This is a genomic window from Streptomyces sp. NPDC046716, from assembly GCF_040645755.1.
GTDB lineage: Bacteria > Actinomycetota > Actinomycetes > Streptomycetales > Streptomycetaceae > Streptomyces.
Genome location: NZ_JBEYYU010000034.1, coordinates 1 through 24243, shown reverse-complemented (window position 1 = coordinate 24243; position 24243 = coordinate 1). Strand labels below are relative to the sequence as shown.

Below are 24243 nucleotides of genomic sequence, written 5' to 3'. Positions count from 1 at the left end.
GTCACAGCGGCTGCCGGGCCAGCACCACCAGATACGCGCCGTACCAGAGGGACACCGCGCCCAGCGCCGTCGCCACCGTGAGCACCTGGGCCCGGCGCGCCCACCAGGCGCGGACCATGGCCCGGGCCATCGGGATCAGCAGCGGGAACGCGGGCAGCAGGAAGCGCGGCTTCGAGGCGAACGGGCCGGAGGCGAGGACCACCAGGGCCACCAGCGCGCCCGTGTACACCAGGAGGGCGAGCGGTGGCCGGTCCAGGCACAGCAGGGCGAAGAGCAGCAGCGCCGCCACGACGATCACCAGCGCCAGCGGATAGCCGGCCTTGCCGCCGTGCAGGAACACCCCGCGCAGGAAGCGCAGTCCCTGGAGGCCGAAGTCGATCCGGGAGTTCCAGGCGGCCTGCACGGTGAAGTAGCCGTGCAGCGGGTCGCCGGTGCGCACGCCGACCCACAGCACGTACCCGGCCCAGCCCGCGGGCGCCAGCAGCGCCCCGGCCCACAGGCTCGGGGGGATCCGCCCCCGGTGGCGTACGGCCTCGTGGACGGCCACGGCCAGGACGGCCGCGGCGATCGCGAAGCCGCTCGGCCGGGTCAGCCCCGCGAGCGCGGACAGCGCGCCGGCGAGCAGCATGCGGGAGGTGAGCAGGGCGTAGAGGCACCAGGCGGTGAGCGCGCAGAACAGCGGCTCGGTGTAGGCGAGCGTGAGGACGACCGAGTGCGGCAGCATCGCCCACAGCGCGACGGTGACGGTGGCGACGGCGACCCCGTGGACCCGGTGGACGACCGCGTACACGCCGTAGGCCGCCACGAGCGCCGCGCTCCACGCGATCAGCAGCGCCGCCTGGCCGGTCGACAGGGGCAGCACGGTGGAGACGGCTCTGATCAGCGCCGGGTACAGCGGGAAGAACGCCCGGTCGGTCTGGAGGAGTCCGGCCGCCGACTCCCGCCAGTGGTGGTCGTATCCGTACCGGGCGATGCTCAGGTACCACCTGGAGTCCCAGGAGTGCGTCAGCGTTCTGGACAGGGAACGTCCCGCGCAGTGGTCGAGGACGGCGACGAGGACGACGCCCGTGACGCGGACGGCGGCGAACACGGCGAGCGCGCGCAGCACGCCCGCGGGCCGCGACCGCGGGGCCGGCACACCGTCGGGGCCGGGGCCGGGGCGCCCGGCGGCGAAGGACATACCCACGCCGGTCAGCCTGTCGTCGCCGGGCGCGGCGGAACAACGGGGAATCCGGCTGTGTCGACGGACGGCCGGTAAGGGCCGCCGGGACCGCGCGCCCTACGATGTCCCGGCGTGACCCGCATCGACTCCCGCACGCGCCCCGAGACCACCGTCGACGAGATCGCCGCCGAGCTGCCGCACTGGCCGCGCCCGCAGGCCAGAGAGCTGGCCCGGGTCGTCGCGGCCCATGAACACCGGGGCGCCTACGCGACGTTCGACGCGGACAACACCACGTACCGCGGTGATCTGGAGGAGTCGCTGCTGCCCTTCCTGGAGCTGCGGGGCCTGCTGACGCGGGACACGATGGACCCGTCGCTCGCGGTGGTCCCGTTCCGGGACACGGCGGGGCGCAGGGAGACGCTGACCGAGTACTACGGGCGGCTCTGCGCCATCGACGACCTGGTCGGTTATCCGTGGGCCGCGCAGGTCTTCGCCGGTTTCACGCTGGGCCGGCTCAAGGAGCACGTCGACGCGTTGATGGAGTTCGAGGGCACCCTGCCCGGCGGGGGCGGGCCGCCCCGGGTGTCGCGGGGCATGCAGGAGCTGTACCGCGTGCTGCGTTCGCACGGCATCGAGGTGTACGTGGTGAGCGCCGCGTCCGAGGACCTCGTACGGATGCTGCTGGCCGATCCGCGCTACGGCTACGGCCTGCCGCCGGGGAACGTCATCGGGGCCGGGGCCCTGCTCAGGAACCCCGCGACCGGGGACGTGACGAGTTCCCGCAAGGAGCTGGCGGCCGGTACCCACGATCAACGGGCGCTGGAGAGTTGGGAGTTGACGTCGACGCTGCTGGCTCCGCTGACCTGGTACGAGGGGAAGCCGGCCGCCATCCGTACGCACATCGACGCCTGGCGCGGCCCGGTGCTCGCCGCCGGGGACACGCCCGCGAGCGACGGGCCGATGCTGCTGCGGTCGGTGGACGTCGAGCGCGGCGGCGTACGGCTGTGGGTGGACCGGGGGAACGGCTCGCTCGCGGAGCTGGAGCGGCTGAAGACGGACGGGGCGCGGCGCCAGCGGGAGCTGGGAGGGCCGGTGACCGCCGACCGGGGGTGGGTGACGGTGACGCCGGAGCAGATCGCCTAGCCGAGGATCTTGCGGTCGTAGCCCACCGCGACCGCCGCCGCGCGGTCCTTGACGCCCAACTTGCCGTAGATGTGGGTGAGATGGGTCTTGACCGTGGCCTCGCTGATGAACAGCTCGCGCGCGATCTCCTTGTTGGAGGTGCCGCGGGCGACCAGGACGAGGACCTCGCGCTCCCGGCCGGACAGCGTCTCGTCGGCGGGGGCGGCGGGCGTGCGGACCGCGGTGACCAGGCGGGAGGCGACCGCCGGGGAGAGCACCGTGCGCCCCTCGGCGGCCGCGCGCACCGCCGCGAACAGCTCCTCGCGCGGGGCGTCCTTCAGGAGGTAGCCGGTGGCGCCCGCCTCGATCGCGGGCAGGGTGTCGGAGTCCGTGTCGTACGTCGTCAGGACCAGGACGCGGGCGCGGGCGCCGCGGCGGGCCAGCTCCCCGATCGCGTCGACCCCGCCGCCGCCCGGCATGCGCAGGTCCATCAGGACGACGTCCGGGTCGAGTTCGGCGACGCGGGCGACCGCCTCCACCCCGTTCGCCGCCTCGCCGAGGACCGTGAAGCCGGGGGCGGACTCGAACATGCCGCGGACGCCGTCGCGCACGACCGGGTGGTCGTCGACGATCAGGAGGGTGATGGCGCTGCTGTCACTGGTCATGGGGCACCAAAGGTACGCGAGCGGAGATCGCCGTGCCGCTCCCTGGTTCCGACTCGATCGTGACGGCACCGGCGAGGCGTTCGGCGCGGGCCCGCATGCCGTCGAGGCCGAAGCCCGCGGTGTCGGTCCTGGCGGGCAGGGCGAGCAGGTCGAAGCCCCGGCCGTCGTCGCGCACGTCGAGGGTGACCTCGCCCGCCATGAAGGAGAGGGTGACGCCGACGCGGGTGGCGTGGGCGTGCCGGGCGGCGTTGGACAGGGCCTCCTCGGTGATCCTCAGCAGGGTCGCCTCGATCTCGTCGTGGAGCGGCTGGGCGGTGCCGGTGAGGGTGAAGTCGGCGCGCACGCCGGTGCGTCCGCCCCAGTCGGCGACCGTCTTCTTCAGGGCCTCGGGCAGGCTGGCGTCGGCGAGCGCCGCGGGGATGAGGTTGTGCACGGAGCGGCGGGCCTCGCCGAGGCTGTGCCGGGCGAGGCCGTCGGCGCGGTCCAGGTGCTCCCGGGCGATCTCCAGGGTGGGGGCGTTCTTGACGACCTGGATCTGGGCGATGATGCCGGTCAGACCCTGCGCGATGGTGTCGTGGATCTCGGCGGCCAGCCGGCGGCGCTCGTCGGCGATGCCCGCCTCCCGGGCCTGGACGAGGAGCTGGGAGTGCAGATGGGCGTTCTCGTCCAGGGCCGCCTGGAGGGCCGTGTTGGTCTCGGCCAGCTCGTGGATCGTGCGGACCTGGACGCGGGCGCGCTCCTGCTCCTTCTCCTGGAGATGGCCGGTGATGACGACGAAGGCCATGTTGGCGACGACGAGCGCGCCGAACACGGCCCAGCCGAGGGCGCTGTCGGGCCACAGCCCACCGGACTGCGCGCCCGCCACGATGACCACTGAGGCGAGGATTCCGGGCTTCTGCTGCCAGCGCGGCAGCAGCCGGTCGGCGTCGTAGTAGCCGACCGCGGCGAAGAACGCGAAGAACGGGTTGATCAGGGCGACGATGAAGCCGACGGCCCAGCGCGCCCAGTAGAAGAGCGCGCCGGCGGTGGACGGGCGCGGCCGGTTCGGCTCCGTCCTGGTCCACCACAGCTGGAGCACGAACGCGAGGGCCGACAGGCTTCCCGCGACGTACCAGTCGGTGCGGGTCATGCCGATCGCCTCGGACGTGGCGGCGAGCAGGACGACGCCGATGGCGAGCAGCACGTAGGCGCCGTAGCGGTGCACCACGCGCCAGGGGTCGTCGGCGGTGGCGACGGCGTCGGCGAGTTCGGCGTCGACCGCGCGACCGCATCCGGATCCAAGGGACATGCCGTCAGTGTGCCGGGTCTGCCGGTCCGGGCCGTGCGTCATGGTCACTCCCAGCGGAACCAGCGCGCGGCGGCGCCCGACAGGCCGACGGCCCACACGGCCAGCACCAGCAGATGCGACCAGGCCGGCCAGTCCCCCGCCATCGCCTGGTTCATGGCCTGGGCGGCGGCGCCGAACGGGGTCAGCTCGACGATGTGCGCGAGCGCGTCCGGCATCGCCTGGACCGGCACCCAGACGCCCGCGCAGAACATCGCCGGGAAGAAGACGACCGTGCCGATCGCGTTGGAGATCTTCGTCGTACGGGCCCGGGAGGCGATCAGCGCGCCGAGCGCGAGGGCGACGACGACGGAGAGGACGAGGGCGAGGAGGTAGCCGGGGATCTGGCGCGGCAGGGCCACGTCGAAGGCGGTGCGCCCGACGGTGAGGCAGAGCGCGACGCCGACGAGGACGGCCGCCCCGTGGATTCCCATCTGGGCGCTGAGCAGCGCGGACGGGCGGACGGGCGTCGTCGACATCCGGCGCAGGATGCCGCGCTCGCGGTAGCCGGTGATGATCGGCGGCATGGACTGGATGCCGCCCGCGATCATGGCGAGCAGCACGGTGACGGGTACGTACGCGTCGACGAGCCGGATGCCGCCGAGCCCGGCGTCGGCCTCCCGGAACGACGGGATCGAGCCGAGGATCACCAGCAGGACGACGGGGAACAGCAGGATGCCGATGAGGCTGCCGGCCTCGCGCCGGAAGAGGGTGAACTCGGATTTCAGGACGGCCTTGCCGGCGCCTGCCGTGGGAGTGGTGGGTGCGGTGGCGGTGCTCATGACTGGGCGACTCCCGTCGTGACGTCCGTGCTCGGGTTGTTGGTCAGGCCCGTGGTCAGGTCCCCGGTCAGGTCGAGGAACGCGTCGTCGAGCGTGGCGTCGGTGACGCGCAGCTGGTGCGCGGTGATGTGGTGCCGGGCCAGCAGGCTGATCAGCGCGTTGACGGTCTCGTCGCCGCCGGTGAGGGTGATCCGGCCGTCGCGGTGCTCGCTGGAGGCGAGGCCGGGCAGCGCGGCGAGCGCGCCCTCGTCGAGCGGCGCCGACGGGGTGAAGGAGATGACGGTGGCGCCCGCGGCCTGCCGGATCAGCCCGGCCGGGGTGTCGAGCGCGGCGACGCGCCCCTTGTCGATGACCGCGATGCGGTCGCAGAGCCGCTGCGCCTCCTCCATGAAGTGGGTGACGAGCAGGACCGTGACGCCGCTGTCCCGTACGTCCTCGATCAGCGACCAGGTGTCGCGGCGGGCGCGCGGGTCGAGGCCGGTGGTCAGTTCGTCGAGGACGACGATGCGCGGGTTGCCGACGAGCGCGAGCGCGATGAACAGCCGCTGCTTCTGGCCGCCGCTGAGCTTCGCGAACCGGGTGCCGAGCTTTTCGGTCAGCCGCAGCCGCTCGGCCAGCGGCCGCCAGTCGACCGGGTCCGGGTAGATCGCCGAGTACAGCTCGAGGGCCTCCCGCACGGTGAGCTTCGGCTGGATCTCGCTCTCCTGGAGCTGGGCGCCCAGGATGCGGGTGACGGCGGCGTGCTCCCGGACCGGGTCGAGCCCGGCGACGCGGACCCGCCCCTCGTCGGGGACGCGCAGCCCCTCGACACATTCGACGGTGGTGGTCTTCCCGGCTCCGTTGGGCCCGAGGATCCCGAAGATCTCTCCTTCGGCGACGCTGAAGGACACCCCGTCCACGACGGCCCGGCCCCCGTACGCCTTGCGCAGGCCGCTCACCTCGATGAGCGGTCCGCCGGCTGTGGCACTGCTCGCTGCTGTCATGCCTCAAGCGTCGCGGGACGGCAGGGGTACGGACATCGGCCAACGCGCTCGAAGGGGCATCAGCCGATCGGTTGATGGGCGGGTACGACCCCGGGGCTCCGGCGGCGCGGAGCGGGCCGAAACTCGGTGGGCGTTGTCAGTGGTGAACCGTAGTCTCACCTCTGATGACGACTGAAGATGCACCGACCACGGATCTTGACCGGAGCGACGCACCGCCCGAACCGCCCGCGCCCGGGCGGGAGTCGGCCGTGCGCACGCTGGCGCGGCTGTGGCCGTACGTACGGCCCGTGCGGGCGCGCTGGGCGGGGGCCGCCGTGGTCGCCGTGCTCGCGTCGTGCCTCGGGCTCGTCTTCCCGCTCGTGCTCAAGTGGATCGTCGACGGGCCGGTGACCGACCGGGACCCGTCCGGGGTGTGGCTCGGCGCCGGGGTGCTGCTCGCCCTCGGTGTCGCCGAGGCGCTGCTGTTCGGGCTGCGGCGCTGGCTGGTGGCGCGGCCGCTCGCCGGGGTCGAGGCGGGGATGCGGGCCGATCTGTACCGGCATCTGCAGCGGATGCCGGTGGCGTTCCACGACAAGTGGGCCTCCGGGCAGTTGTTGTCCCGTGCCACGACCGACCTCATGGTCGTGCGGATGTTCCTCGCCTTCCCGCTGACGTTCCTCATCGTCAACGCGGTGACGATCGTGGCGGGTCTCGCGGTCCTGGTGGTGCAGGACTGGGCACTCGGGCTCGTCCTGCTGGCGCCCGCGGTGCCGCTGATGGCGGTCTGCTACCGGTTCGAGCACGGGTACGCGGAGGCGTCGCGCCGGGCCCAGGACCAGGTCGGCGATCTGACCACGGTCGTCGAGGAGTCGGTGCTCGGCATCCGGATCATCAAGGGGTTCGGCCGGCACCGCAGCCAGGCGCGGGCGTTCCGGGAGCTGGCGCAGACCGTGCGCGGCACCGAGCTGACCAAGGCGCGGCTGCTCGCCGGGATCCTCTTCGTCATCACGCTGCTGCCGGAGCTGGCGCTCGGCGCGGCCCTGGTGCTCGGCACGGTGCGGGTCGCGGACGGCGACCTGTCGGCGGGGACGCTGGTGGCGTTCCTGTCGACGGCGCTCGCGCTGCGCTGGCCCATCGAGTCCATCGGGTTCCTGCTCGCGATGAGCCAGGAGGCGGCGACCGCGACGCGGCGCTACTTCGAGGTGATGGACGAGGCGGAAGAGGACCCGCGCGTGCACGAGCAGGCCGCCCGGGCCACCGCCGACGGCGGCGACGGGGCCGGACTGCGGTTCGAGGGCGTCGAGTTCCGCTATCCGGACGCGGCCCCCGGCTCGATGCCGACGCTGGCCCGGATCGATCTGCACATCCGCTCCGGCGAGACGATGGCGCTGGTCGGCGCGACCGGCAGCGGCAAGACCACGCTGACCGCGCTCGTGCCGCGTCTGTACGACGTGACGGCCGGGCGGATCACGCTGGACGGGCGGGACGTGACCGCGATGGAGCGCGCGGAACTGCGCACGCTGGTGTCGGTGGCGTTCGAGGAGCCCACCCTGTTCTCGGCGTCCGTCGAGGCGAACGTGCTGATGGGCGCCCCGGACGCGACGCCCGACGATGTGGAGCGGGCGCTCGGCGTCGCCCAGGCCGACTTCGTGCGGCGGCTGCCCGAGGGCGCGGCCACGGAGGTCGGCGAGCAGGGTCTGAGCCTGTCCGGCGGACAGCGGCAGCGGCTCGCGCTGGCCCGCACCGTCGTGGGCGGGCCCCGGTTCCTGGTCCTGGACGACCCGTTGTCCGCGCTGGACGTGCACACGGAGGCCGCGGTGGAGGCGGCGCTGCGGCGGGTCCTCTCCGACAGCACGGCCCTGGTGGTCGCGCACCGGCCGTCCACGGTGCTGCTCGCGGACCGGGTGGCGCTGCTGTCGGAGGGGCGGATCACGGCGGTCGGCACCCACCAGGAGCTGCTGCGGACCAGCGCCGAGTACCGGCACCTGATGTCCGGGGACGACGACCCCGACGACCACGACGAGCACGAGGCCGCCGAGGCGGGGGAGGCCGCACACGCATGACGACATCGGCACAGGTGAACACCGGGGCGCGGGCCCCCGAGGACGGCGCGCCGGACGAGGAGCCGCGGCCGGGCGCCGCGGGCGACCCGTACGACCAGGACGACCTGCCCACGCCGAAGGGGGCGACGGGCGCGCTGCTGCGCTCGCTGCTCGCGCCGCACCGGCGCACGGCCTGGCTGACGGTGCTCGCGCTGCTGCTCCAGCAGGCCGCGGTGCAGTCCGGGCCGCTGATCGTCGCGTACGCGATCGACAGCGCGGTGCCGGCGTTCCGCGACCACTCCTACGGTCCGCTGATCGCGGTCGGCGCCGGCTTCCTGCTGACGGCGGGCGCGTCGGCGGCGTTCCAGTGGGCGTACATCCAGCTGTCGGCCCGCGTCAGTCAGAGCGTGCTGGTGGATCTGCGCGGCCGGATCTTCCGGCACGCGCAGGCGCTCAGCGTCGACTTCCACGACCGGTACACGTCGGGGCGGGTCATCTCGCGGGCGACGACGGACGTGGAGTCGCTGCGGGAGCTGCTGAGCGAGGGGCTTCAGGAACTGGTCAACGTCATCCTGGCGTCCGTCTACATCACGGTGAGCCTGCTCTGGCTCGACCTCGGGATCGGGGCGGTGGCGGCGGCGTCGTTCGTGCCGCTGTACGTGCTGATCAGGGCGTACCGGCGGCGGGCCGCGAAGGCGTACGGGGAGCGGTCGTCGGCGATCGCGACGGTCATCGTGAAGTTCGTGGAGACGATGAACGGGATCCGGCCGGTGCGGGCGTTCCGCCGCGAGAGCGCGAACGACGCGCACTTCGCCGAGCTGAACCACCGCCACGAGCGGGCCAACGGCACGGCGCTGCTGGAGATGGCCCGCTATGTCGTCGGGTCCCGGCTGATCGCGAACACGGCGGTGGCGGGGATGGTGCTGTGGGGCGCGTACCGGGTGGCCGGCGGCACGCTGGCGCTGGGTGTGCTGGCCGCCGCGGTGCTGTTCATCCGCCGCCTGTACGACCCCATCGACCGGCTCGCGATGTTCCTCAACTCGTACGAGAGCGCCGCCGCGTCGCTGAAGAAGATCGCGGGGCTGCTGGCGCAGGTGCCGTCCGTGCCGGAGCCGGTGACACCCGGGGAGCTGCCCGCGGCGGGCTCGGTCACCGGCGGGAAGCCGGGCCGCGAGGTCGTCTTCGACGACGTGTCGTTCGGTTACCGGACCGGCGGCGAGGTGCTGCCCCGCTTCGATCTGACGCTGCCCGCCGGGCAGACGGTGGCCGTCGTCGGCTCGACGGGCGCGGGCAAGTCGACGCTGGCGAAGCTGCTCTCCCGCTTCTACGACCCCTCGCACGGGCGGGTCCTGCTCGACGGCGTCGATCTGCGCGAGCTGTCCACGGCCGAGCTGCGGCGGGGCGTGGTGATGGTGACGCAGGAGGCGTTCCTGTTCTCCGGGACCGTCGCCGAGAACATCGCGATCGGGCGGCCCGAGGCGAGCCGGGAGGAGATCGAGCGGGCCGCGAAGGCGATCGGCGCGCACGACTTCATCGTCGCGCTGCCCGACGGGTACGACACCGACGTGCGCAAGCGCGGCGGGCGGATCTCGGCGGGGCAGCGCCAGTTGGTGGCGTTCGCGCGGGCGCTGCTCGCGGACCCCGCGGTGCTGATCCTCGACGAGGCGACGAGTTCCCTGGACATTCCCGGGGAGCGGGCGGTGCAGCGCGCGATGCACACCGTGCTGCGCGGCCGGACGGCCGTGGTCATCGCGCACCGGCTGTCGACGGTGGAGATCGCCGACCGGGTGCTCGTGATGGAGCACGGCCGGGTCGTGGAGGACGGATCGCCGGCCGAACTCATCGGCGGCAGCGGGGTGTTCGCCGGTCTGCACCGGGCCTGGCGGGAGTCACTGGTGGGCTGACCGGCCCGCACGGAGTCGCCTCCGGGACGAAAAGCAGCCACGCCCGCGGATCCGGCCGTCCGCGGGCCCGCCGCCGGGAACCGGCGCGGTGATCGCCGCGAACGCGAAGCGGAACCCTCGCGTCGGCCTGCCCCGGGCCGGATGACGGCCCGGGGCAGGCGCGGTGGCGCGCGCGGGAACGGATACGGACCGCAAATTCACCCTCCCGTCACCCCCGCCCCGCACTCCGAATAACGGACGGCCTCACCCGCCCACCGAACCAAATCCGGCCAACCTCTTGATGCGCTCCTGACAGTCGGCGCTTGCTGCTGCCACTCTTCCCATCGGCCGCCGCACAACTGCTTCACAGCATCGGGGCGTTCCGGCCGATTCACCTGCGCCCTGCGCTCCACCCGTACCGCCTGCACTGCGTTCTGCCCGGACGGCCACCCGCCGCCCGAACCCCACTGGCCGCGCAATCCGCGGCCACGCAGAAGGAGTTCAGCGTTGAGAAGCTCTTCCACCTCCCACAGACGCCGCGCCACCGCGGCAGCCGCCGCCGGCGCGGTCACCGCGCTGCTGGCCGTCGCCGTCCAGTCCGGACCGGCCTCCGCCGACGCGACCCAGAGCACCGCATCGGCGGCCGCCGGCATCACGGCGAACGCCGCCCGCGGCGCCGACCCGGGCGCGCTGCCCGTGAAGCTCTCCCCCGCCAAGCGGGCCGAGCTGCTGCGCGAGGCGAACGCCGACAAGGCCGACACCGCGAAGGACCTCGGGCTCGGCAGCTCGGAGAAGCTCGTCGTGCGTGACGTGCTCCAGGACAAGGACGGCACGACGCACACCCGTTACGAGCGCACCTACGCCGGACTGCCCGTCCTCGGCGGCGACCTCATCGTCGACACCGCCAAGTCCGGTGCCGAGAAGAGCGTGACCAAGGCGTCGAAGGCCCGGCTCAAGGGCGTGGACACGACGGCGGACGTGAAGGCGTCCACCGCCGAGGCGCAGGCCCTCACCCTCGCGAAGGCCGACGGTTCGAAGAAGACCGAGGCCGACAAGGCGCCGCGCAAGGTGGTCTGGCTCGGCCAGGGAGCGAAGAAGGGGCAGCCCACTCTCGCGTACGAGACCGTGGTCGGCGGGCTCCAGGAGGACGGCACCCCGAACGCCCTCCACGTGATCACCGACGCCACCACGGGCAAGAAGCTGCACGAGTGGCAGGCGATCGAGACGGGCACGGGCAACACCCAGTACAGCGGCACCGTCACCCTCGGCACGTCCCAGTCGGGCTCGTCGTACACCCTCAACGACAGCGCCCGCGGCGCCCACAAGACGTACAACCTCAACCGGGGCACGTCCGGCACCGGCACCCTGTACTCGGGCAGCGACGACGTGTGGGGCAACGGCGCCGCGTCCAACACCGAGACGGCCGCCGCCGACGCGCACTACGGCGCCGCGCTGACCTGGGACTACTACAAGAACGTCCAGGGCAGGACGGGCATCCGCGGCGACGGCGTCGGCGCGTACAGCCGGGTCCACTACGGCAACGCGTACGTCAACGCGTTCTGGGACGACAGCTGCTTCTGCATGACGTACGGCGACGGCACCAGCAACACCCACCCGCTGACGTCGATCGACGTGGCCGCGCACGAGATGACGCACGGCGTCACCTCCAACACCGCGGGGCTGAACTACAGCGGCGAGTCCGGCGGCCTCAACGAGGCGACCTCCGACATCTTCGCGGCGGCCGTCGAGTTCTACGCGGCCAACTCCTCCGACGCGGGCGACTACCTCGTCGGCGAGAAGATCAACATCAACGGCGACGGCACCCCGCTGCGCTACATGGACAAGCCCAGCAAGGACGGCGCGTCCAAGGACTCCTGGTACTCCGGGATCGGCTCGGTCGACGTGCACTACTCGTCGGGCCCGGCCAACCACTTCTTCTACCTGCTCAGCGAGGGCAGCGGCGCGAAGGTCGTCAACGGGACGAGCTACAACTCGCCGACCTCCGACGGCCTGCCCGTCACCGGCATCGGCCGCGACAAGGCCGCGCTGATCTGGTTCAAGGCGCTGACCACCAAGTTCACCTCGACGACCAACTACGCGGGTGCGCGCACCGGTGCGCTGGCGGCGGCCGGTGAGCTGTACGGGACGACGTCCACCGAGTACAAGGCGGTGCAGGACGCCTTCGCCGCGATCAACGTGGGCGCCCGCTCGGGCGGTGGCACCCCCACCGGCAAGACCTTCACCAACGACGCCAACGTGAACGTCCCGGACTACCCGGGTGCCGCGGTGACCTCGTCCGTGACCGTCTCCGGCATCACCGGCAAGGCGCCGACGAACCTCTCCGTGGGCGTGGACATCGTGCACACCTGGAGCGGTGACCTCCAGGTCGACCTGGTCGGCCCGAGCGGCAAGACGTACCGGCTGCACTCCTCGGTCTACGACCCGACCCCCAACATTCAGGCCACGTACACGGTCAACGCCTCGACGGAGACCGCGAACGGCGTCTGGAAGCTGAAGGTCCAGGACCTCGGCGCGCAGGACACGGGCTACATCAACAGCTTCAAGCTGACGTTCCCGTAAGCACCTCCGCACCAGCTGGGCGCGTCGCACCGGTGGTTCAACTCCCCGGTGCGGCGCGCTCGTTCATGTCGTACGGATGTCACAGCGTGTTCGCAATCCGTACGTCAGTTATCGCTCAACGGACGAATTCCGGCCAACCTACGATCGCGTACATGACACGTGCAGTACTCAACTGTCAGAGTCATCCCCGCACGACCCGCACGGCAAAGCTCATCCCCCCACTTCACTTGAGGAGCTTTCTTCGTGACTCCGCACATATCGCGTCGCACTTCTCTGTCCATCGCCACGGCCGTCGCCGCCGGCGCGCTCATCGCCGGGACGTTCACCGCCACCGGCGCCGCGGCCCAGCCCTCCGCGTCGGGAGCCACCCCACTGGCTCTCAGCGCGAACGCCCGGGCGGACCTGATCAAGGACGCGAGCGCCCAGACCGCCGACACGGCGAAGGAGCTGAAGCTCGGCTCGAAGGAGAAGCTGGTCGTCCGTGACGTGGTCAAGGACCGCGACGGCGCCACGCACACCCGCTACGAGCGCACCTACGACGGCCTCCCGGTCATCGGCGGCGACCTGGTCGTCCACGAGTCGAAGTCCGGCAAGCGCGAGGGCGTCACCAAGGCGACCTCGAAGTCGATCGAGGTCTCGACCACCGGCGCCTCCCTCACGGCGGCCCCGTCCGGCGCCCGCAAGATCGTCTGGGCGGCGACCGGCACGCCCAGACTCGCGTACGAGAAGGTCGTGAAGTCCACCAAGAAGGACGGCACGCCGAGCCGGATGCACGTGGTCACGGACGCCGCGACCGGCAAGAAGATCACCCAGTTCGACGAGATCAAGACCGGCACCGGCGAGTCCGAGTACAGCGGCAGCGTCGAGATCGGCACCACCAAGTCGGGCTCGTCGTACGCCCTGACCGACGACACCCGCGGCGGCCACTCCACGTACGACCTGAAGAACGGCTCGTCCGGCAAGGGCACGCTGTTCACCGACGCCGACGACAAGTGGGGCGACGGCACGGTCAACGACCCCGCGACCGCCGGTGTCGACGCCGCCTACGGCGCGCAGGAGACCTGGGACTTCTACAAGGAGGTCTTCGGCCGCAGCGGCATCAACGGCGATGGCAAGGGTGCCTACTCCCGCGTCCACTACGGCAACGCGTACGTCAACGCGTTCTGGGACGACAGCTGCTTCTGCATGACGTACGGCGACGGCGAGGGCAACAAGAACCCGCTCACCGCTCTCGACGTGGCGGCGCACGAGATGAGCCACGGCGTCACCGCGGCGACCGCGGGCCTGATCTACAGCGGTGAGTCCGGCGGCCTGAACGAGGCGACGTCCGACATCTTCGGCACCTCGGTGGAGTTCTACGCGAACAACAGCGAGGACGTCGGCGACTACCTCATCGGCGAGAAGATCGACATCAACGGCGACGGCTCGCCGCTGCGCTACATGGACAAGCCGAGCAAGGACGGCGCCTCGCTCGACGCCTGGAAGTCCGGCGCGGGCAACGTCGACGTGCACTACTCGTCCGGCATCGCGAACCACTTCTTCTACCTGCTCAGCGAGGGCAGCGGCAAGAAGACGATCAACGGCGTCGACTACGACTCGCCGACCTCCGACGGCTCGACGGTCACCGGCATCGGCCGCGACAAGGCCGAGCAGATCTGGTTCAAGGCGCTGACGACGTACTTCACGTCGAGCACCAACTACGCGGCGGCGCGCACCGGCACGCTGGACGCGGCGAAGGACCTGTACGGCGCGGACTCGGCCGAGTACAAGGCCGTGGACGCGGCCTGGGCGGGCGTGAACGTCAAGTAGGACCCTGACGGGAAGCGGGGGCGGCGTCCGACGGGCGCCGCCCCCGCTGTCAGTTCCGGACGAGGACGACCAGCATCACGATCCAGCAGACGGCCACCAGCGACGGCAGCGCGATCATGATCATCCCGGTCGGTGACTGCTGGAGCCAGGAGTTGCCGTCGGCCGCCGCCTCCCTGGCCACTATCCGCTGCCCGCCGTGCCAGGCCAGATGCTCCTCCAGCTCCATCGCGGCGCGCTTGCGGGCGCTCAGATAGCGCCGGCCGAAGCGGAGCATCTGGGAGAAGGCCAGAGCGGACAGCAGCCCGATGGCGCAGAGGATGTACGAGATCCCCTGCGCGGTGTTCGCCACCCCCGACTCCTTGTCGCCGCTGCTGCTGACCGCGAAGCCGAGCGCCGCGGCGAGGCCCGCGGTGATGTAGAAGAAGTTGTTCAGCTTGTTCCAGTTGAGGACGTCCTCGTGTTTGTAGAGGTCGATCGCCACCTGGTACTGGGCCTTCAGCATCTCCTCGCGCGGCTTGCGCCACACCCACACCATCCGCTCCTTGCCGTCCGGCGGGGTGAGCCGGGTCAGCTCCTCGAAGCCCAGCTTGCGGTGGAAGAGCACGGACGCCTCGTTGTACGGACGGCTGACCACGGCCGCGATCACCGGAGTGCCCGACCACGACTCCAGCACCTGGTGATAGAGCCGGGAGGCGACCCCGCCGCGGGCCACCGCCCGCCCGACGCAGATCTGCTTGATGACGAGGAACGCGCCGAGGGTCGACTTGATCCGGTGGTTGAGCCACTCGTCGGGCTCGACCCGCTCGTCGCTGTAGGCCAGCACGAAGCCCAGGACGTCCGTGCCCTTGACCGCCACCCAGAAGTGCTCGGCGGTGGTGAGCCGGGCCTCGTAGTCGGCCCGGGTGTAGTCGGAGACCAGGAACCCGTCACGGCCGGCGCGCGGGTCCCCGGGATCCAGTCGCCGCTCGTGGGCGAGCGCCACGACGCTGTCGAGATGCTCCTCCCGGGCTCTGACGACCTCGATGGAACCGATCTGCCTCGACGGCGCGCGCATGTGACTCCCCCGTTTGGCCAACATGGCCTCAACTTACCCTCGGCACGCGGGAGTTCGAACATGTTGTCACCCGTAAGAGGCGCGATCGGTCATCACCGGGACGCCCGGCCGGGTCAGCGCATCAACACCCCCGCCCCCTCCCCCAGCGCCTCCGGCGGCACCGTCACCAGGCCCGTCTCCGCCGGTGCGGCGAGGAGGCGGTGGACCGGGAGGATGCGGACCGTGTAGCCGTAGGGGCCGGTGCGGTCGAGGGAGAGGGGACCCTCGAAGGACCAGCGGCCGTCGTCGTCCGGGCCCGCGACCGGCTTCAGCGGCGCGGTCGCCGCCTCCGCGATGCTGTCCTCGGCGTCGACGCGGCCGGCGACGACCTGCACCTCGACGTCGTCGGGACCCAGTTCGCCGAGGGCGACGCGGACGTGGAGCGCGAGGGTGGCGCCCAGTTCGGCCGATGCCGTCGCCGCCTCCACATGGTCGACGGCGACCCGCGGCCAGGCGGCGCGGACCCGGGCCTTCCAGGCGGCCAGCTCCCGGGCGGCGTCCGGGGTGAGCGCCCGGTCGGCGCGGGCGGCGGGCGCGTACAGCTTCTCGACGTACTCGCGGACCATGCGGCCGGCCAGCACCTTCGGGCCGAGGTGGGTGAGGGTCTGGCGGACCATCTCGATCCAGCGGTCGGGCAGGTCCTCGGGGCCGCGTTCGTAGAAGCGGGGCGCCACCCGGTTCTCCAGGAGTTCGTAGAGCGCGTTCGCCTCCAGCTCGTCGCGGCGGTGCTCGTCGGTGGCGGTGCCGTCGGCGGTGGGGATCGCCCAGCCGAAGTCCGGCTCGAACCACTCGTCCCACCAGCCGTCCAGGACCGATAGGTTGAGGCAGCCGTTGAGCGCCGCCTTCATCCCGGACGTGCCGCACGCCTCCAGGGGGCGCAGCGGATTGTTGAGCCAGATGTCGCAGCCGGGGTAGAGCTTCTGCGCCATCGCCATGCCGTAGTCGGGCAGGAACACGATGCGGTGGCGCACGCGCGGGTCGTCGGTGAAGCGGACCAGTTCCTGGACGAGCCGCTTGCCGCCGTCGTCGGCCGGGTGCGCCTTGCCCGCGACGACGATCTGCACGGGCCGGTCCTCGTCGAGGAGCAGCCGCATCAGCCGGTCCGGGTCGCGCAGCATCAGGGTGAGCCGCTTGTACGAGGGGACGCGGCGCGCGAAGCCGATGGTGAGGACGTCCGGGTCGAGCACGCCGTCGATCCAGCCGAGTTCGGCCGAGCCCGCGCCGCGCTGCCGCCAGGACGCGGCGAGCCGCTCGCGCACTTCGTCCACCAGCTGGGACCGCAGCGACCTGCGCAGCTCCCAGATGTCCCGGTCCGCGATGTCGCCGACCGCGTCCCAGCGGTCGGAGCCGCCGACCGACAGGGCGTCCTCGGTGCGCCGCTCGCCGATCTGGCGGGCGCCGAGCCGGAAGACCTCGGGGGCGACCCAGGTCGGGGCGTGCACCCCGTTCGTCACCGAGGTGATGGGGACCTCCTCCGGGTCGAAGCCGGGCCACAGCCCCGAGAACATCTCGCGGCTGACGGAGCCGTGCAGCGTCGAGACGCCGTTCGCGCGCTGCGCGAGCCTCAGCCCCATCACGGCCATGTTGAAGACGTTCGGGTCGCCGCCCGGATAGGTCTCCATGCCGAGGCCGAGGATGCGTTCCACGTCGAGCACGGGGAGTTCGGCCCCGCCGCCGAAGTGCCGGGCGACCAGCTCGCGGTCGAAGCGGTCGATGCCGGCCGGGACCGGGGTGTGCGTGGTGAAGACGGTGCCGGCCCGCACCGCCTCGGTCGCGGCGTCGAAGTCGAGCCCCTCGTCGGCGAGTTCGGCGATGCGCTCCACGCCGAGGAAGCCCGCGTGGCCCTCGTTGGTGTGGAAGACCTCGGGCGGCGCGTGCCCGGTCAGTCGGCAGTACGTGCGCACCGCGCGCACCCCGCCGATGCCGAGCAGCATCTCCTGGAGGAGCCGGTGCTCGCTGCCGCCGCCGTAGAGCCGGTCGGTCACCTCGCGTTCGTGGACGTCGTTCTGCTCGACGTCGGAGTCGAGCAGGAGCAGCGGGACGCGCCCCACCTGGGCCTGCCAGACCCGGGCGAGCAGGCTGCGCCCGCCGGGCAGGGCCAGGCCGATGTGCGCGGGGGTGCCGTCGGGCTCGCACAGCAGGGACAGCGGCAGTTCGTTGGGATCGGTGACCGGATACGTCTCCTGCTGCCACCCGTCCCGGGACAGCGACTGCCGGAAGTATCCGTGCCGGTAGAGAAGTCCTACGCCGATGAGCGGGACCCCGAGATCGCTCGCGGCCTTGAGGTGGTCGCCGGCGAGGATGCCGAGACCGCCCGAGTACTGCGGCAGCGCGGCGGTGATGCCGAACTCGGGTGAGAAGTAGGCGATACAGGACGGCAATCGGGCCGGGCCGCCGCTCCGGCTCTGATACCAGCGGTCGTCCTGGAGATAGCCGCGCAGGTCGTCGGCGACCTCGCTCAGCCGCGCCAGGAAGGCTTCGTCGGCGGCGAGTGCGGCGAGCCGGGAGGGCGGCACGTCACCGAGCAGCCGCATCGGGTCGCCGTCGGACGCGGCCCAGCGCTCCGGGTCGACGAGGGCGAACAGATCGCGGGTTCCCGGATGCCAGGACCAGCGCAGATTGCGGGCCAACTCGTGCAAGGGGGCGAGGGGTTCGGGCAGGACCGGACGTACGGTGAATCGACGGATGGCCTTCACGTGATCACCTCGGAAAGTACGCAGGGACACAGCGGGCCGGGCCGCACAGCGCTGTGCGGCCCGGGTCTCCGAAGGTAGTGCGCACCCACGCCCGCTAGCCACGGCGCACGGCGGGGCGCCCGGATTCCGCCCTTGGCCGAGGGAGTGTGAAGACAGGCCCTAGGCGACGGCTCCGCCGGTGCCGCGCGCCCCGCCGATGTAGTCGGTCAGGCGGGCGTCGTCGTAGACGGAGATGTCGACTCCGGCGCCCTCGGGGATGTCGAAGTCCTTGGTCATGTGGTCGACGACGGCGGCGGTGCCGGGCGCGGTGTAGGTGCCGAGATCGTGGGTGGTGCGGCCCGAGGTGTAGGTGACGTGCACGTAGAAGGTGTCGTCGTCGTTCTTCGTGTCGTACACCCGGAGCTTCTCGCCGTCCGGGTGGAATTCGACCTTGCCGACGAACGAACGTCCCCGGGTCAGCTCCAGTTTGACCGCGTAGCCGCCCGGGTCGCGCGCGAAGGACGTGCCGCCGTAGGGGTCGGTGAGGGCGCCGCCGCGGCACGGGCAGGTACCGGTGTCGCGGTAGACGGCGGCGACCTTCGGGTTGGGGCCGTAGGCCTGGGCGGGCGCGGTGGCGGCGGCCAGGGCGCCGGCCGCCGACAGGAGGGCGGCCGCGCCGAGGGCGGCCCGCCGTCGCCATCCGCCTCCGGGCCGCCTCGGGCGCCCGGCGTCGCGTGCGGTCTGGCCTGTCCGTGCTCGCATCCGTGAACTCATCCCTGCTTCTCCCCCGCTCGACGTGACGACACGTCACCGATGGTGAGCTGTCGGTGACGTGGCCACGATGTCAGACGCCGCGGTCCCGGCGGAATCCGACATCCCGTCCGGGTGATCCGTCGGCGGGGGCGGCGGTCAGTCGGCGCGGACGACGGCGAAGACGCCGCGCACCCGAGTGCCGTCCGACCTCTCCCATTCGGCGGTGACCCCGCCCGGGGTCGTGGAGCCGGGCTCCAGTACGCGCACGATCTCCGGCCGCCCGTCACCGGGGACGGCGTGCACGGTGGGGTCGAGGGCGCCGTCGACGCTCTGCGCGTGCGCGGGCACCTCGCCCTTGATCAGCGCGGTCAACTCCCCGACGAGCAGCGGGTCCTGGGAGCCGTCGTACACCCAGCGCTCGCCGAGCACGCCGTGCACGAGGGTCCCGATCAGCGCTCCGTCGGCGTCCGGCAGCGGGGCGCCGCGATAGGTCATCGGCACGTGGTAGGTCACCGGCTCGGGCCCCGAGGTGTCGGTGGTGGCGATGAACTCGATGCCGACCTCCCCGGCCGGGTCGTCGAGCCGGAAGCCGCCCGCCTTGGCGAGTTCGGGGGTGCCCGCGCCCCGGTACCAGGGCTGCTTCGGCAGCCAGCCCGTGAGCAGTTCCAGCTTGGTGGGCGTGAGGGTGGTGCGGTGAATGATGGACATGGGGCCATCCTGCCGCAGCCGGTCCGGGCGGGCCCGATCGACCGGATTTCGCCGCAACCCTCTCAGCCCCTCACGCTTTCCCACGGGCGATATGGCCGATTCCGCCCCCTCGTACAACCTTGTGGCGCTTCACACCACACGAGAGGCTGCCAACTGGCGTGATGCCGCGCCGGGTTGAGGAGGGGAACTCACATATGGCAGTGACCGTTCCAGGGACGCGGAAACGTAGGCTGCGCGGGGCCGGCGGGCTCACCGCGCTCGTGGCAGTCGCGGTGCTTTCGGCCATCACGCTGCCCGCCCAGGCCGCCCCCGCGCAGGGACGGATACAGGGCGCCGGGGAGCCCGGCGCCGTGGCGGGCAGCTACATCGTGACACTGAAGGGGGGAACGAGCGCCCCGTCCGAGGCGGGCAAGGGTCTTGCCACGAAATACGGGGTGAAAATACGCCACACGTACAGCAATGCGCTCAACGGGTACGCGGTGCGGGCCGACAGGGCGGAGGCCGAGCGGCTGGCCGCCGATCCGGACGTCGTCTCCGTCGCGCAGGACACCGCCGTCGCCTACGACCGCCCTCAGAAGAACCCGCCCTCGTGGGGCCTGGACCGCATCGACCAGCGCGATCTGCCGCTCGACAGGTCCTACACCTGGCCTAAGTCGGCGGGCGCGGGGGTGACCGTGTACGTGATCGACACGGGCATCCGTACGACGCACGAGGACTTCGGCGGACGGGCGAGTTCCGGCTGGGACTTCGTCGACAACGACGCGGTCGCCCAGGACGAGAACGGGCACGGAACCCATGTGGCCGGAACCGTCGTGGGCACCGAGTACGGCGTCGCGAAGAAGGCTAACGTGGTCGCCGTGCGCGTTCTCGACGACGCGGGATCCGGGACGACGGCCCAGGTCATCGCAGGTATCGACTGGGTGACCAAGCATGCGAGGAAGCCCGCCGTCGCCAATCTGAGTCTGGGCGGCTATGCCAATGCCCAACTCGACCAGGCAGTCCGCAACTCCATCGCCTCGGGTGTCACGTACACGGTCGCGGCGGGCAACGACGGGCTGCCGGCGAGCCTGTACTCCCCCGCCCGGGTCAAGGAGGCGATCACGGTCGGTGCCACGGATCGGAAAGACGCGCGTGCGAGTTTCTCGAACTGGGGTACTCGAGTAGACCTGTTCGCGCCCGGCGTCGGCATCACGTCCGCGTCGTTCGCGAGCGACACAGGGAAAGCCACCTACTCCGGTACGTCCATGGCGTCTCCGCACGCCACGGGTGCCGCCGCGCTGTATCTCGCCGATCACGCGTGGGCGACACCCGCCGATGTGAGCAAGGCGCTCGTCGAGCAGGCCGTTCCGAGTCGGGTGACCGGCGCGGGGCCCGGCTCACCGAACAAGCTGTTGCAGGTCGACAACCCTTAGGCGAGAGGTGAGTTCATGAGCCGGTCCCGTCGCTCCCGGCGGGACCGGTCTTGTGTGTGCCCTTACGCGCGAGTAGTTAACAAAGCACCGGATTGCCCACCCATCGGCCGTGGAAGGCTCCCCCGGTACCCCGCACGGCCCTCTGACCAGAAGTGCGCCTCCGCAACCCCCGAATCCTCCGCGGACAGGAGCGGTCATGCCCGCAAAGCGCCCGTCCCCCCGACCGAACCCCGAGCAGCCACAGCCCGACCACCCGGAACAGCAGGCTTCCCCCCGAAAGAAGCCCGCAAAGAAGGCGACATCCGCGCAGAAGCCCGCCGCGCGGAAGAAGACAACCCAAAAGAAAACCACGCCAAAGCCACCGATCACGGCAGAGACGCCCCCGGAGAACACCACTCCGCCGACCGCCCGGCCAGCAACCAAGACGCCGAAGGCACCCCCTAAGAAGGCGACCCCGACAAAAACCACCCGAGCCAAGCCCACCCGGACGAAGGCAACCCCGGTCCCGGCGGAGGCAGCCCCGGCGGAGGCGCTTCCGGCGGAGGTATCACGGGCGGAGGTGGCACCGACAGAAGCCATCCCCGCGAAGGCGGCCTCGACGAAGGCGGTCCCGACAGAAGCCGCCCCCACGAAGGCGACCCCCACGAAAACCACCCGGGCCAAGTCCACCCGGACGAAGGCAACCCCGGTCCCGGCGGAGCCCCTCCCGGCGAAGGCCGCCGCGGCGGCAGCCGTTCCCGCGCGGAGCGTCGCGGCGCAGGTCGGCTCGGCAGGGTCCGGCGGCGCAGAGGTGGGCGAGGCGGGGCCGGTGCCGGACGCGCTGTCCGTCCGGGTCACCACGGGACGTATCCCCATCCGGGACGTCCGCCCACTGATCGCCGGAGGCGTCCGGCCCGCCAAGTCCGTGGTGGGCGAGGCCTTTCAGGTGACGGCCACCGTGTTCCGGGAGGGGCACGACGCGGTCGCCGCCAATGTCGTACTGCGCGGCCCGGACGGGCAGGAGGGCCCCTGGACGCCGATGCGCGAACTGGCCCCGGGCACCGACCGCTGGGGCGCCGAGGTCACCGCCGACGCGCCGGGTTCCTGGACGTTCCGCGTCGAGGCGTGGGGCGACCCCGTGACGACCTGGCGGCACACGGCCCGGATCAAGGTCCCGGCGGGCATCGACACCGAACTCGTACTGGAGGAAGGCGCGTTGCTGTACGAGCGGGCCGCCCCCGGCATCCCCGAGCCGCGGCGCGCCCCGGTCCTGACGGCCGTCGCCGCGCTGCGCGACACGGCCCGCCCGCCCGCGGCCCGCCTCGCCGCCGCCCTCGCCCCGGACGTGGACGAGGCCCTGACCCGGCACCCCTTGCGCGAACTGCTCACCAGAAGCGAGGAGTTGCCGCTGCTCGTGGAGCGGGAACGAGCCCTGTACGGGTCCTGGTACGAGTTCTTCCCGCGCTCGGAGGGAGCCGTCGTCACACCCGGCGAGCCACCCGTGAGCGGCACCTTCGCCACCGCCGCCCGCCGCCTGCCGGCCATCGCGGACATGGGCTTCGACGTCGTCTATCTGCCCCCCGTCCACCCCATCGGCACCACCTTCCGCAAGGGCCCCGACAACTCCCTCTCGCCGGGCCCCCACGACGTCGGCGTCCCCTGGGCGATCGGCTCCCCGGAGGGCGGCCACGACGCGATCCACCCGGACCTCGGCACCCTGGACGACTTCGACGCGTTCGTGGCGCAGGCGCGGGAGCTGAACCTGGAGGTGGCGCTCGACTTCGCGCTCCAGTGCTCCCCCGACCATCCGTGGGTGGAGAAGTACCCGGAGTGGTTCCACCACCGCTCCGACGGCACGATCGCGTACGCCGAGAACCCCCCGAAGAAGTACCAGGACATCTACCCCATCGCCTTCGACGCGGACCTGCCGGGCCTGGTCGCGGAGACCACCCGGGTCCTGCGGCACTGGATGGCGCACGGCGTCCGCATCTTCCGCGTCGACAACCCGCACACCAAGCCGGTCGTCTTCTGGGAACACGTCATCGCGGACATCAACCGCAGCGACCCCGATGTCATCTTTCTGGCGGAGGCCTTCACCCGCCCGGCGATGATGCGCACTCTCGCCGAGGTCGGCTTCCAGCAGTCGTACACCTACTTCACCTGGCGCAATTCGAAGCAGGAACTGACCGAGTACATCCAGGAGTTGGCGGGCGAGACAGCGGCCTCCATGCGGCCGAACCTCTTCACCAACACGCCGGACATCCTCCATGAGTTTCTCCAGCACGGCGGCCGTCCGGCCTTCGAACTGCGCGCGGTGCTCGCCGCCACGCTCTCGCCCGCCTGGGGTGTCTACAGCGGATACGAGCTGTGCGAAAACACTCCGCTACGTCCCGGCAGCGAGGAGTATCTGCACTCCGAGAAGTACGAACTACGGCCGCGGGACTGGGAGTCGGCGGCGCGCGAAGGGCGGACGATCGCTCCGCTGATCACCGCGCTCAACGACATCCGGCGCCGCAGCCCGGCACTGCGCCAGCTGCGCGACGTGCACTTCCACCACGCCGACCAGGACGCGGTCCTCGTGTACTCGAAACGCAGTGGCTCGAACACGGTTCTGGTCGTCGTGAACCTCGACCCGCACCACACCCAGGAAGCGACGGTCTCGTTGGACATGCCACAACTGGGGCTCGGCTGGCACGAGTCCTCTGCGGTGCGCGACGAGCTCACCGGCGACAGCTACCACTGGGGCAGGACGAACTACGTGCGTCTCGAACCGGGCCGTTCGCCCGCGCACATCCTCACCGTCCTGCGACCGTCCACGCCGCGATGAATTCTCTGGAAGAGAAATTCGGAGGGTCACCCACACCATGATCATGAATGAGCCCGTCCCGGACACCTTCGAGGACACTCCGCAGAAGGACCGGGACCCGGATTGGTTCAAGCGTGCCGTCTTCTACGAGGTCCTGGTCCGCTCCTTCCAGGACAGCAACGGCGACGGCGTCGGAGACCTCAAGGGCATCACGGCGAAGCTGGACTATCTCCAGTGGCTGGGGGTGGACTGCCTCTGGCTGCCCCCCTTCTTCAAATCCCCGCTCCGCGACGGCGGTTACGACGTCTCGGACTACACCTCGGTGCTCCCCGAGTTCGGCGATCTCGCCGATTTCGTGGAGTTCGTGGACGCCGCGCACCAGCGCGGCATGCGCGTGATCATCGACTTCGTCATGAATCACACGAGCGATCAGCACGAGTGGTTCCAGCAGTCCCGCTCGGACCCCGAGGGCCCCTACGGCGACTA

General features: G+C 71.5%; 17 protein-coding genes. 8 read left to right on the top strand and 9 right to left on the bottom strand.

The window, feature by feature from the left end:
• Window position 1: 1 nt before the first annotated feature.
• Window positions 2–1180 carry a hypothetical protein gene (locus tag ABZ930_RS24460; RefSeq protein WP_361551545.1) on the bottom strand — a complete coding sequence of 393 codons (1179 nt, stop codon included), beginning with the start codon at window positions 1178–1180 and terminating at the stop codon, window positions 2–4.
• Window positions 1181–1294: 114 nt separating this feature from the next.
• Between ABZ930_RS24460 and ABZ930_RS24455 the strand changes: the two genes are divergently transcribed.
• Window positions 1295–2305, top strand: coding sequence for a haloacid dehalogenase-like hydrolase (locus ABZ930_RS24455; protein ID WP_361551380.1), 1011 nt, complete (start codon window positions 1295–1297; stop codon window positions 2303–2305).
• Here the strand turns inward: ABZ930_RS24455 and ABZ930_RS24450 are convergent.
• From ABZ930_RS24450 to ABZ930_RS24435, 4 genes are read right to left on the bottom strand one after another with little or no spacing between them, the layout of a single operon-like run.
• The gene (locus ABZ930_RS24450) at window positions 2302–2949 is read right to left on the bottom strand and encodes a response regulator transcription factor (protein WP_361551377.1); all 648 of its coding nucleotides are present in this window, start codon (window positions 2947–2949) and stop codon (window positions 2302–2304) included. The two genes, ABZ930_RS24455 and ABZ930_RS24450, sit on opposite strands and share 4 nt — an antisense overlap.
• Window positions 2939–4237 (bottom strand): sensor histidine kinase, encoded by a 1299-nt coding sequence (locus ABZ930_RS24445; protein ID WP_361551374.1) that lies wholly within the window; start codon window positions 4235–4237, stop codon window positions 2939–2941. Before ABZ930_RS24445 ends, ABZ930_RS24450 begins: the two co-directional genes overlap by 11 nt.
• Before the next feature lie 44 nt (window positions 4238–4281).
• Window positions 4282–5055: an ABC transporter permease gene (locus tag ABZ930_RS24440; RefSeq protein WP_361551371.1), complete on the bottom strand. Its 774-nt coding sequence runs from the start codon at window positions 5053–5055 to the stop codon at window positions 4282–4284.
• Window positions 5052–6038, bottom strand: coding sequence for an ABC transporter ATP-binding protein (locus ABZ930_RS24435; protein WP_361551368.1), 987 nt, complete (start codon window positions 6036–6038; stop codon window positions 5052–5054). The genes ABZ930_RS24440 and ABZ930_RS24435 overlap by 4 nt, the downstream gene beginning before the upstream one ends.
• Before the next feature lie 164 nt (window positions 6039–6202).
• On the opposite strand from ABZ930_RS24435, the gene ABZ930_RS24430 reads away from it, so the two are divergent.
• The 4 genes from ABZ930_RS24430 to ABZ930_RS24415 all read left to right on the top strand — a co-directional run bounded on the left by ABZ930_RS24430 (window position 6203) and on the right by ABZ930_RS24415 (window position 14331).
• Window positions 6203–8080 (top strand): ABC transporter ATP-binding protein, encoded by a 1878-nt coding sequence (locus ABZ930_RS24430; protein WP_361551365.1) that lies wholly within the window; start codon window positions 6203–6205, stop codon window positions 8078–8080.
• Window positions 8077–9963: an ABC transporter ATP-binding protein gene (locus tag ABZ930_RS24425; RefSeq protein ID WP_361551362.1), complete on the top strand. Its 1887-nt coding sequence runs from the start codon at window positions 8077–8079 to the stop codon at window positions 9961–9963. The genes ABZ930_RS24430 and ABZ930_RS24425 overlap by 4 nt, the downstream gene beginning before the upstream one ends.
• A 486-nt stretch (window positions 9964–10449) precedes the next feature.
• Window positions 10450–12522 carry a M4 family metallopeptidase gene (locus ABZ930_RS24420; protein ID WP_361551359.1) on the top strand — a complete coding sequence of 691 codons (2073 nt, stop codon included), beginning with the start codon at window positions 10450–10452 and terminating at the stop codon, window positions 12520–12522.
• Between the two features lie 243 nt (window positions 12523–12765).
• Window positions 12766–14331 carry a M4 family metallopeptidase gene (locus ABZ930_RS24415; RefSeq protein ID WP_361551356.1) on the top strand — a complete coding sequence of 522 codons (1566 nt, stop codon included), beginning with the start codon at window positions 12766–12768 and terminating at the stop codon, window positions 14329–14331.
• A gap of 49 nt (window positions 14332–14380) precedes the next feature.
• Here ABZ930_RS24415 and ABZ930_RS24410 read toward each other — a convergent pair whose 3' ends face one another.
• From ABZ930_RS24410 to ABZ930_RS24395, 4 genes are all read right to left on the bottom strand, one after another.
• Window positions 14381–15385, bottom strand: a complete 1005-nt coding sequence (locus ABZ930_RS24410) for a GNAT family N-acetyltransferase (protein ID WP_361551353.1) — start codon at window positions 15383–15385, stop codon at window positions 14381–14383.
• Window positions 15386–15498: 113 nt separating this feature from the next.
• Window positions 15499–18120, bottom strand: coding sequence for an alpha-glucan family phosphorylase (gene glgP / locus ABZ930_RS24405; RefSeq protein ID WP_361551350.1), 2622 nt, complete (start codon window positions 18118–18120; stop codon window positions 15499–15501).
• Between the two features lie 159 nt (window positions 18121–18279).
• Complete coding sequence (locus ABZ930_RS24400) at window positions 18280–18861, bottom strand: hypothetical protein (RefSeq protein WP_361551347.1); 582 nt, start codon at window positions 18859–18861, stop codon at window positions 18280–18282.
• Between the two features lie 147 nt (window positions 18862–19008).
• The gene (locus tag ABZ930_RS24395) at window positions 19009–19560 is read right to left on the bottom strand and encodes a 1,4-alpha-glucan branching protein (protein WP_361551344.1); all 552 of its coding nucleotides are present in this window, start codon (window positions 19558–19560) and stop codon (window positions 19009–19011) included.
• 194 nt (window positions 19561–19754) lie between these two features.
• Here ABZ930_RS24395 and ABZ930_RS24390 point away from each other — a divergent pair, with 194 nt between their 5' ends.
• From ABZ930_RS24390 to ABZ930_RS24380, 3 genes are all read left to right on the top strand, one after another.
• The gene (locus tag ABZ930_RS24390) at window positions 19755–20972 is read left to right on the top strand and encodes a S8 family peptidase (RefSeq protein ID WP_361551341.1); all 1218 of its coding nucleotides are present in this window, start codon (window positions 19755–19757) and stop codon (window positions 20970–20972) included.
• Between the two features lie 790 nt (window positions 20973–21762).
• Window positions 21763–23778 carry a maltotransferase domain-containing protein gene (locus ABZ930_RS24385; protein WP_361551542.1) on the top strand — a complete coding sequence of 672 codons (2016 nt, stop codon included), beginning with the start codon at window positions 21763–21765 and terminating at the stop codon, window positions 23776–23778.
• A gap of 37 nt (window positions 23779–23815) precedes the next feature.
• The coding region (locus ABZ930_RS24380; protein WP_361551338.1) for an alpha-amylase family glycosyl hydrolase at window positions 23816–24243 on the top strand (428 nt) is incomplete at its 3' end.

Excerpts from the sequence above, each read along its gene's own strand:
- ABZ930_RS24460 (WP_361551545.1), bottom strand. The coding sequence starts at position 1,180 with ATGTCCTTCGCCGCCGGGCGCCCCGGCCCCGGCCCCGACGGTGTGCCG.
- ABZ930_RS24450 (WP_361551377.1), bottom strand. The coding sequence starts at position 2,949 with ATGACCAGTGACAGCAGCGCCATCACCCTCCTGATCGTCGACGACCAC.
- ABZ930_RS24445 (WP_361551374.1), bottom strand. The coding sequence starts at position 4,237 with ATGTCCCTTGGATCCGGATGCGGTCGCGCGGTCGACGCCGAACTCGCC.
- ABZ930_RS24440 (WP_361551371.1), bottom strand. The coding sequence starts at position 5,055 with ATGAGCACCGCCACCGCACCCACCACTCCCACGGCAGGCGCCGGCAAG.
- ABZ930_RS24435 (WP_361551368.1), bottom strand. The coding sequence starts at position 6,038 with ATGACAGCAGCGAGCAGTGCCACAGCCGGCGGACCGCTCATCGAGGTG.
- ABZ930_RS24430 (WP_361551365.1), top strand. The coding sequence starts at position 6,203 with ATGACGACTGAAGATGCACCGACCACGGATCTTGACCGGAGCGACGCA.
- ABZ930_RS24425 (WP_361551362.1), top strand. The coding sequence starts at position 8,077 with ATGACGACATCGGCACAGGTGAACACCGGGGCGCGGGCCCCCGAGGAC.
- ABZ930_RS24410 (WP_361551353.1), bottom strand. The coding sequence starts at position 15,385 with ATGCGCGCGCCGTCGAGGCAGATCGGTTCCATCGAGGTCGTCAGAGCC.
- ABZ930_RS24400 (WP_361551347.1), bottom strand. The coding sequence starts at position 18,861 with ATGCGAGCACGGACAGGCCAGACCGCACGCGACGCCGGGCGCCCGAGG.
- ABZ930_RS24395 (WP_361551344.1), bottom strand. The coding sequence starts at position 19,560 with ATGTCCATCATTCACCGCACCACCCTCACGCCCACCAAGCTGGAACTG.
- ABZ930_RS24390 (WP_361551341.1), top strand. The coding sequence starts at position 19,755 with ATGGCAGTGACCGTTCCAGGGACGCGGAAACGTAGGCTGCGCGGGGCC.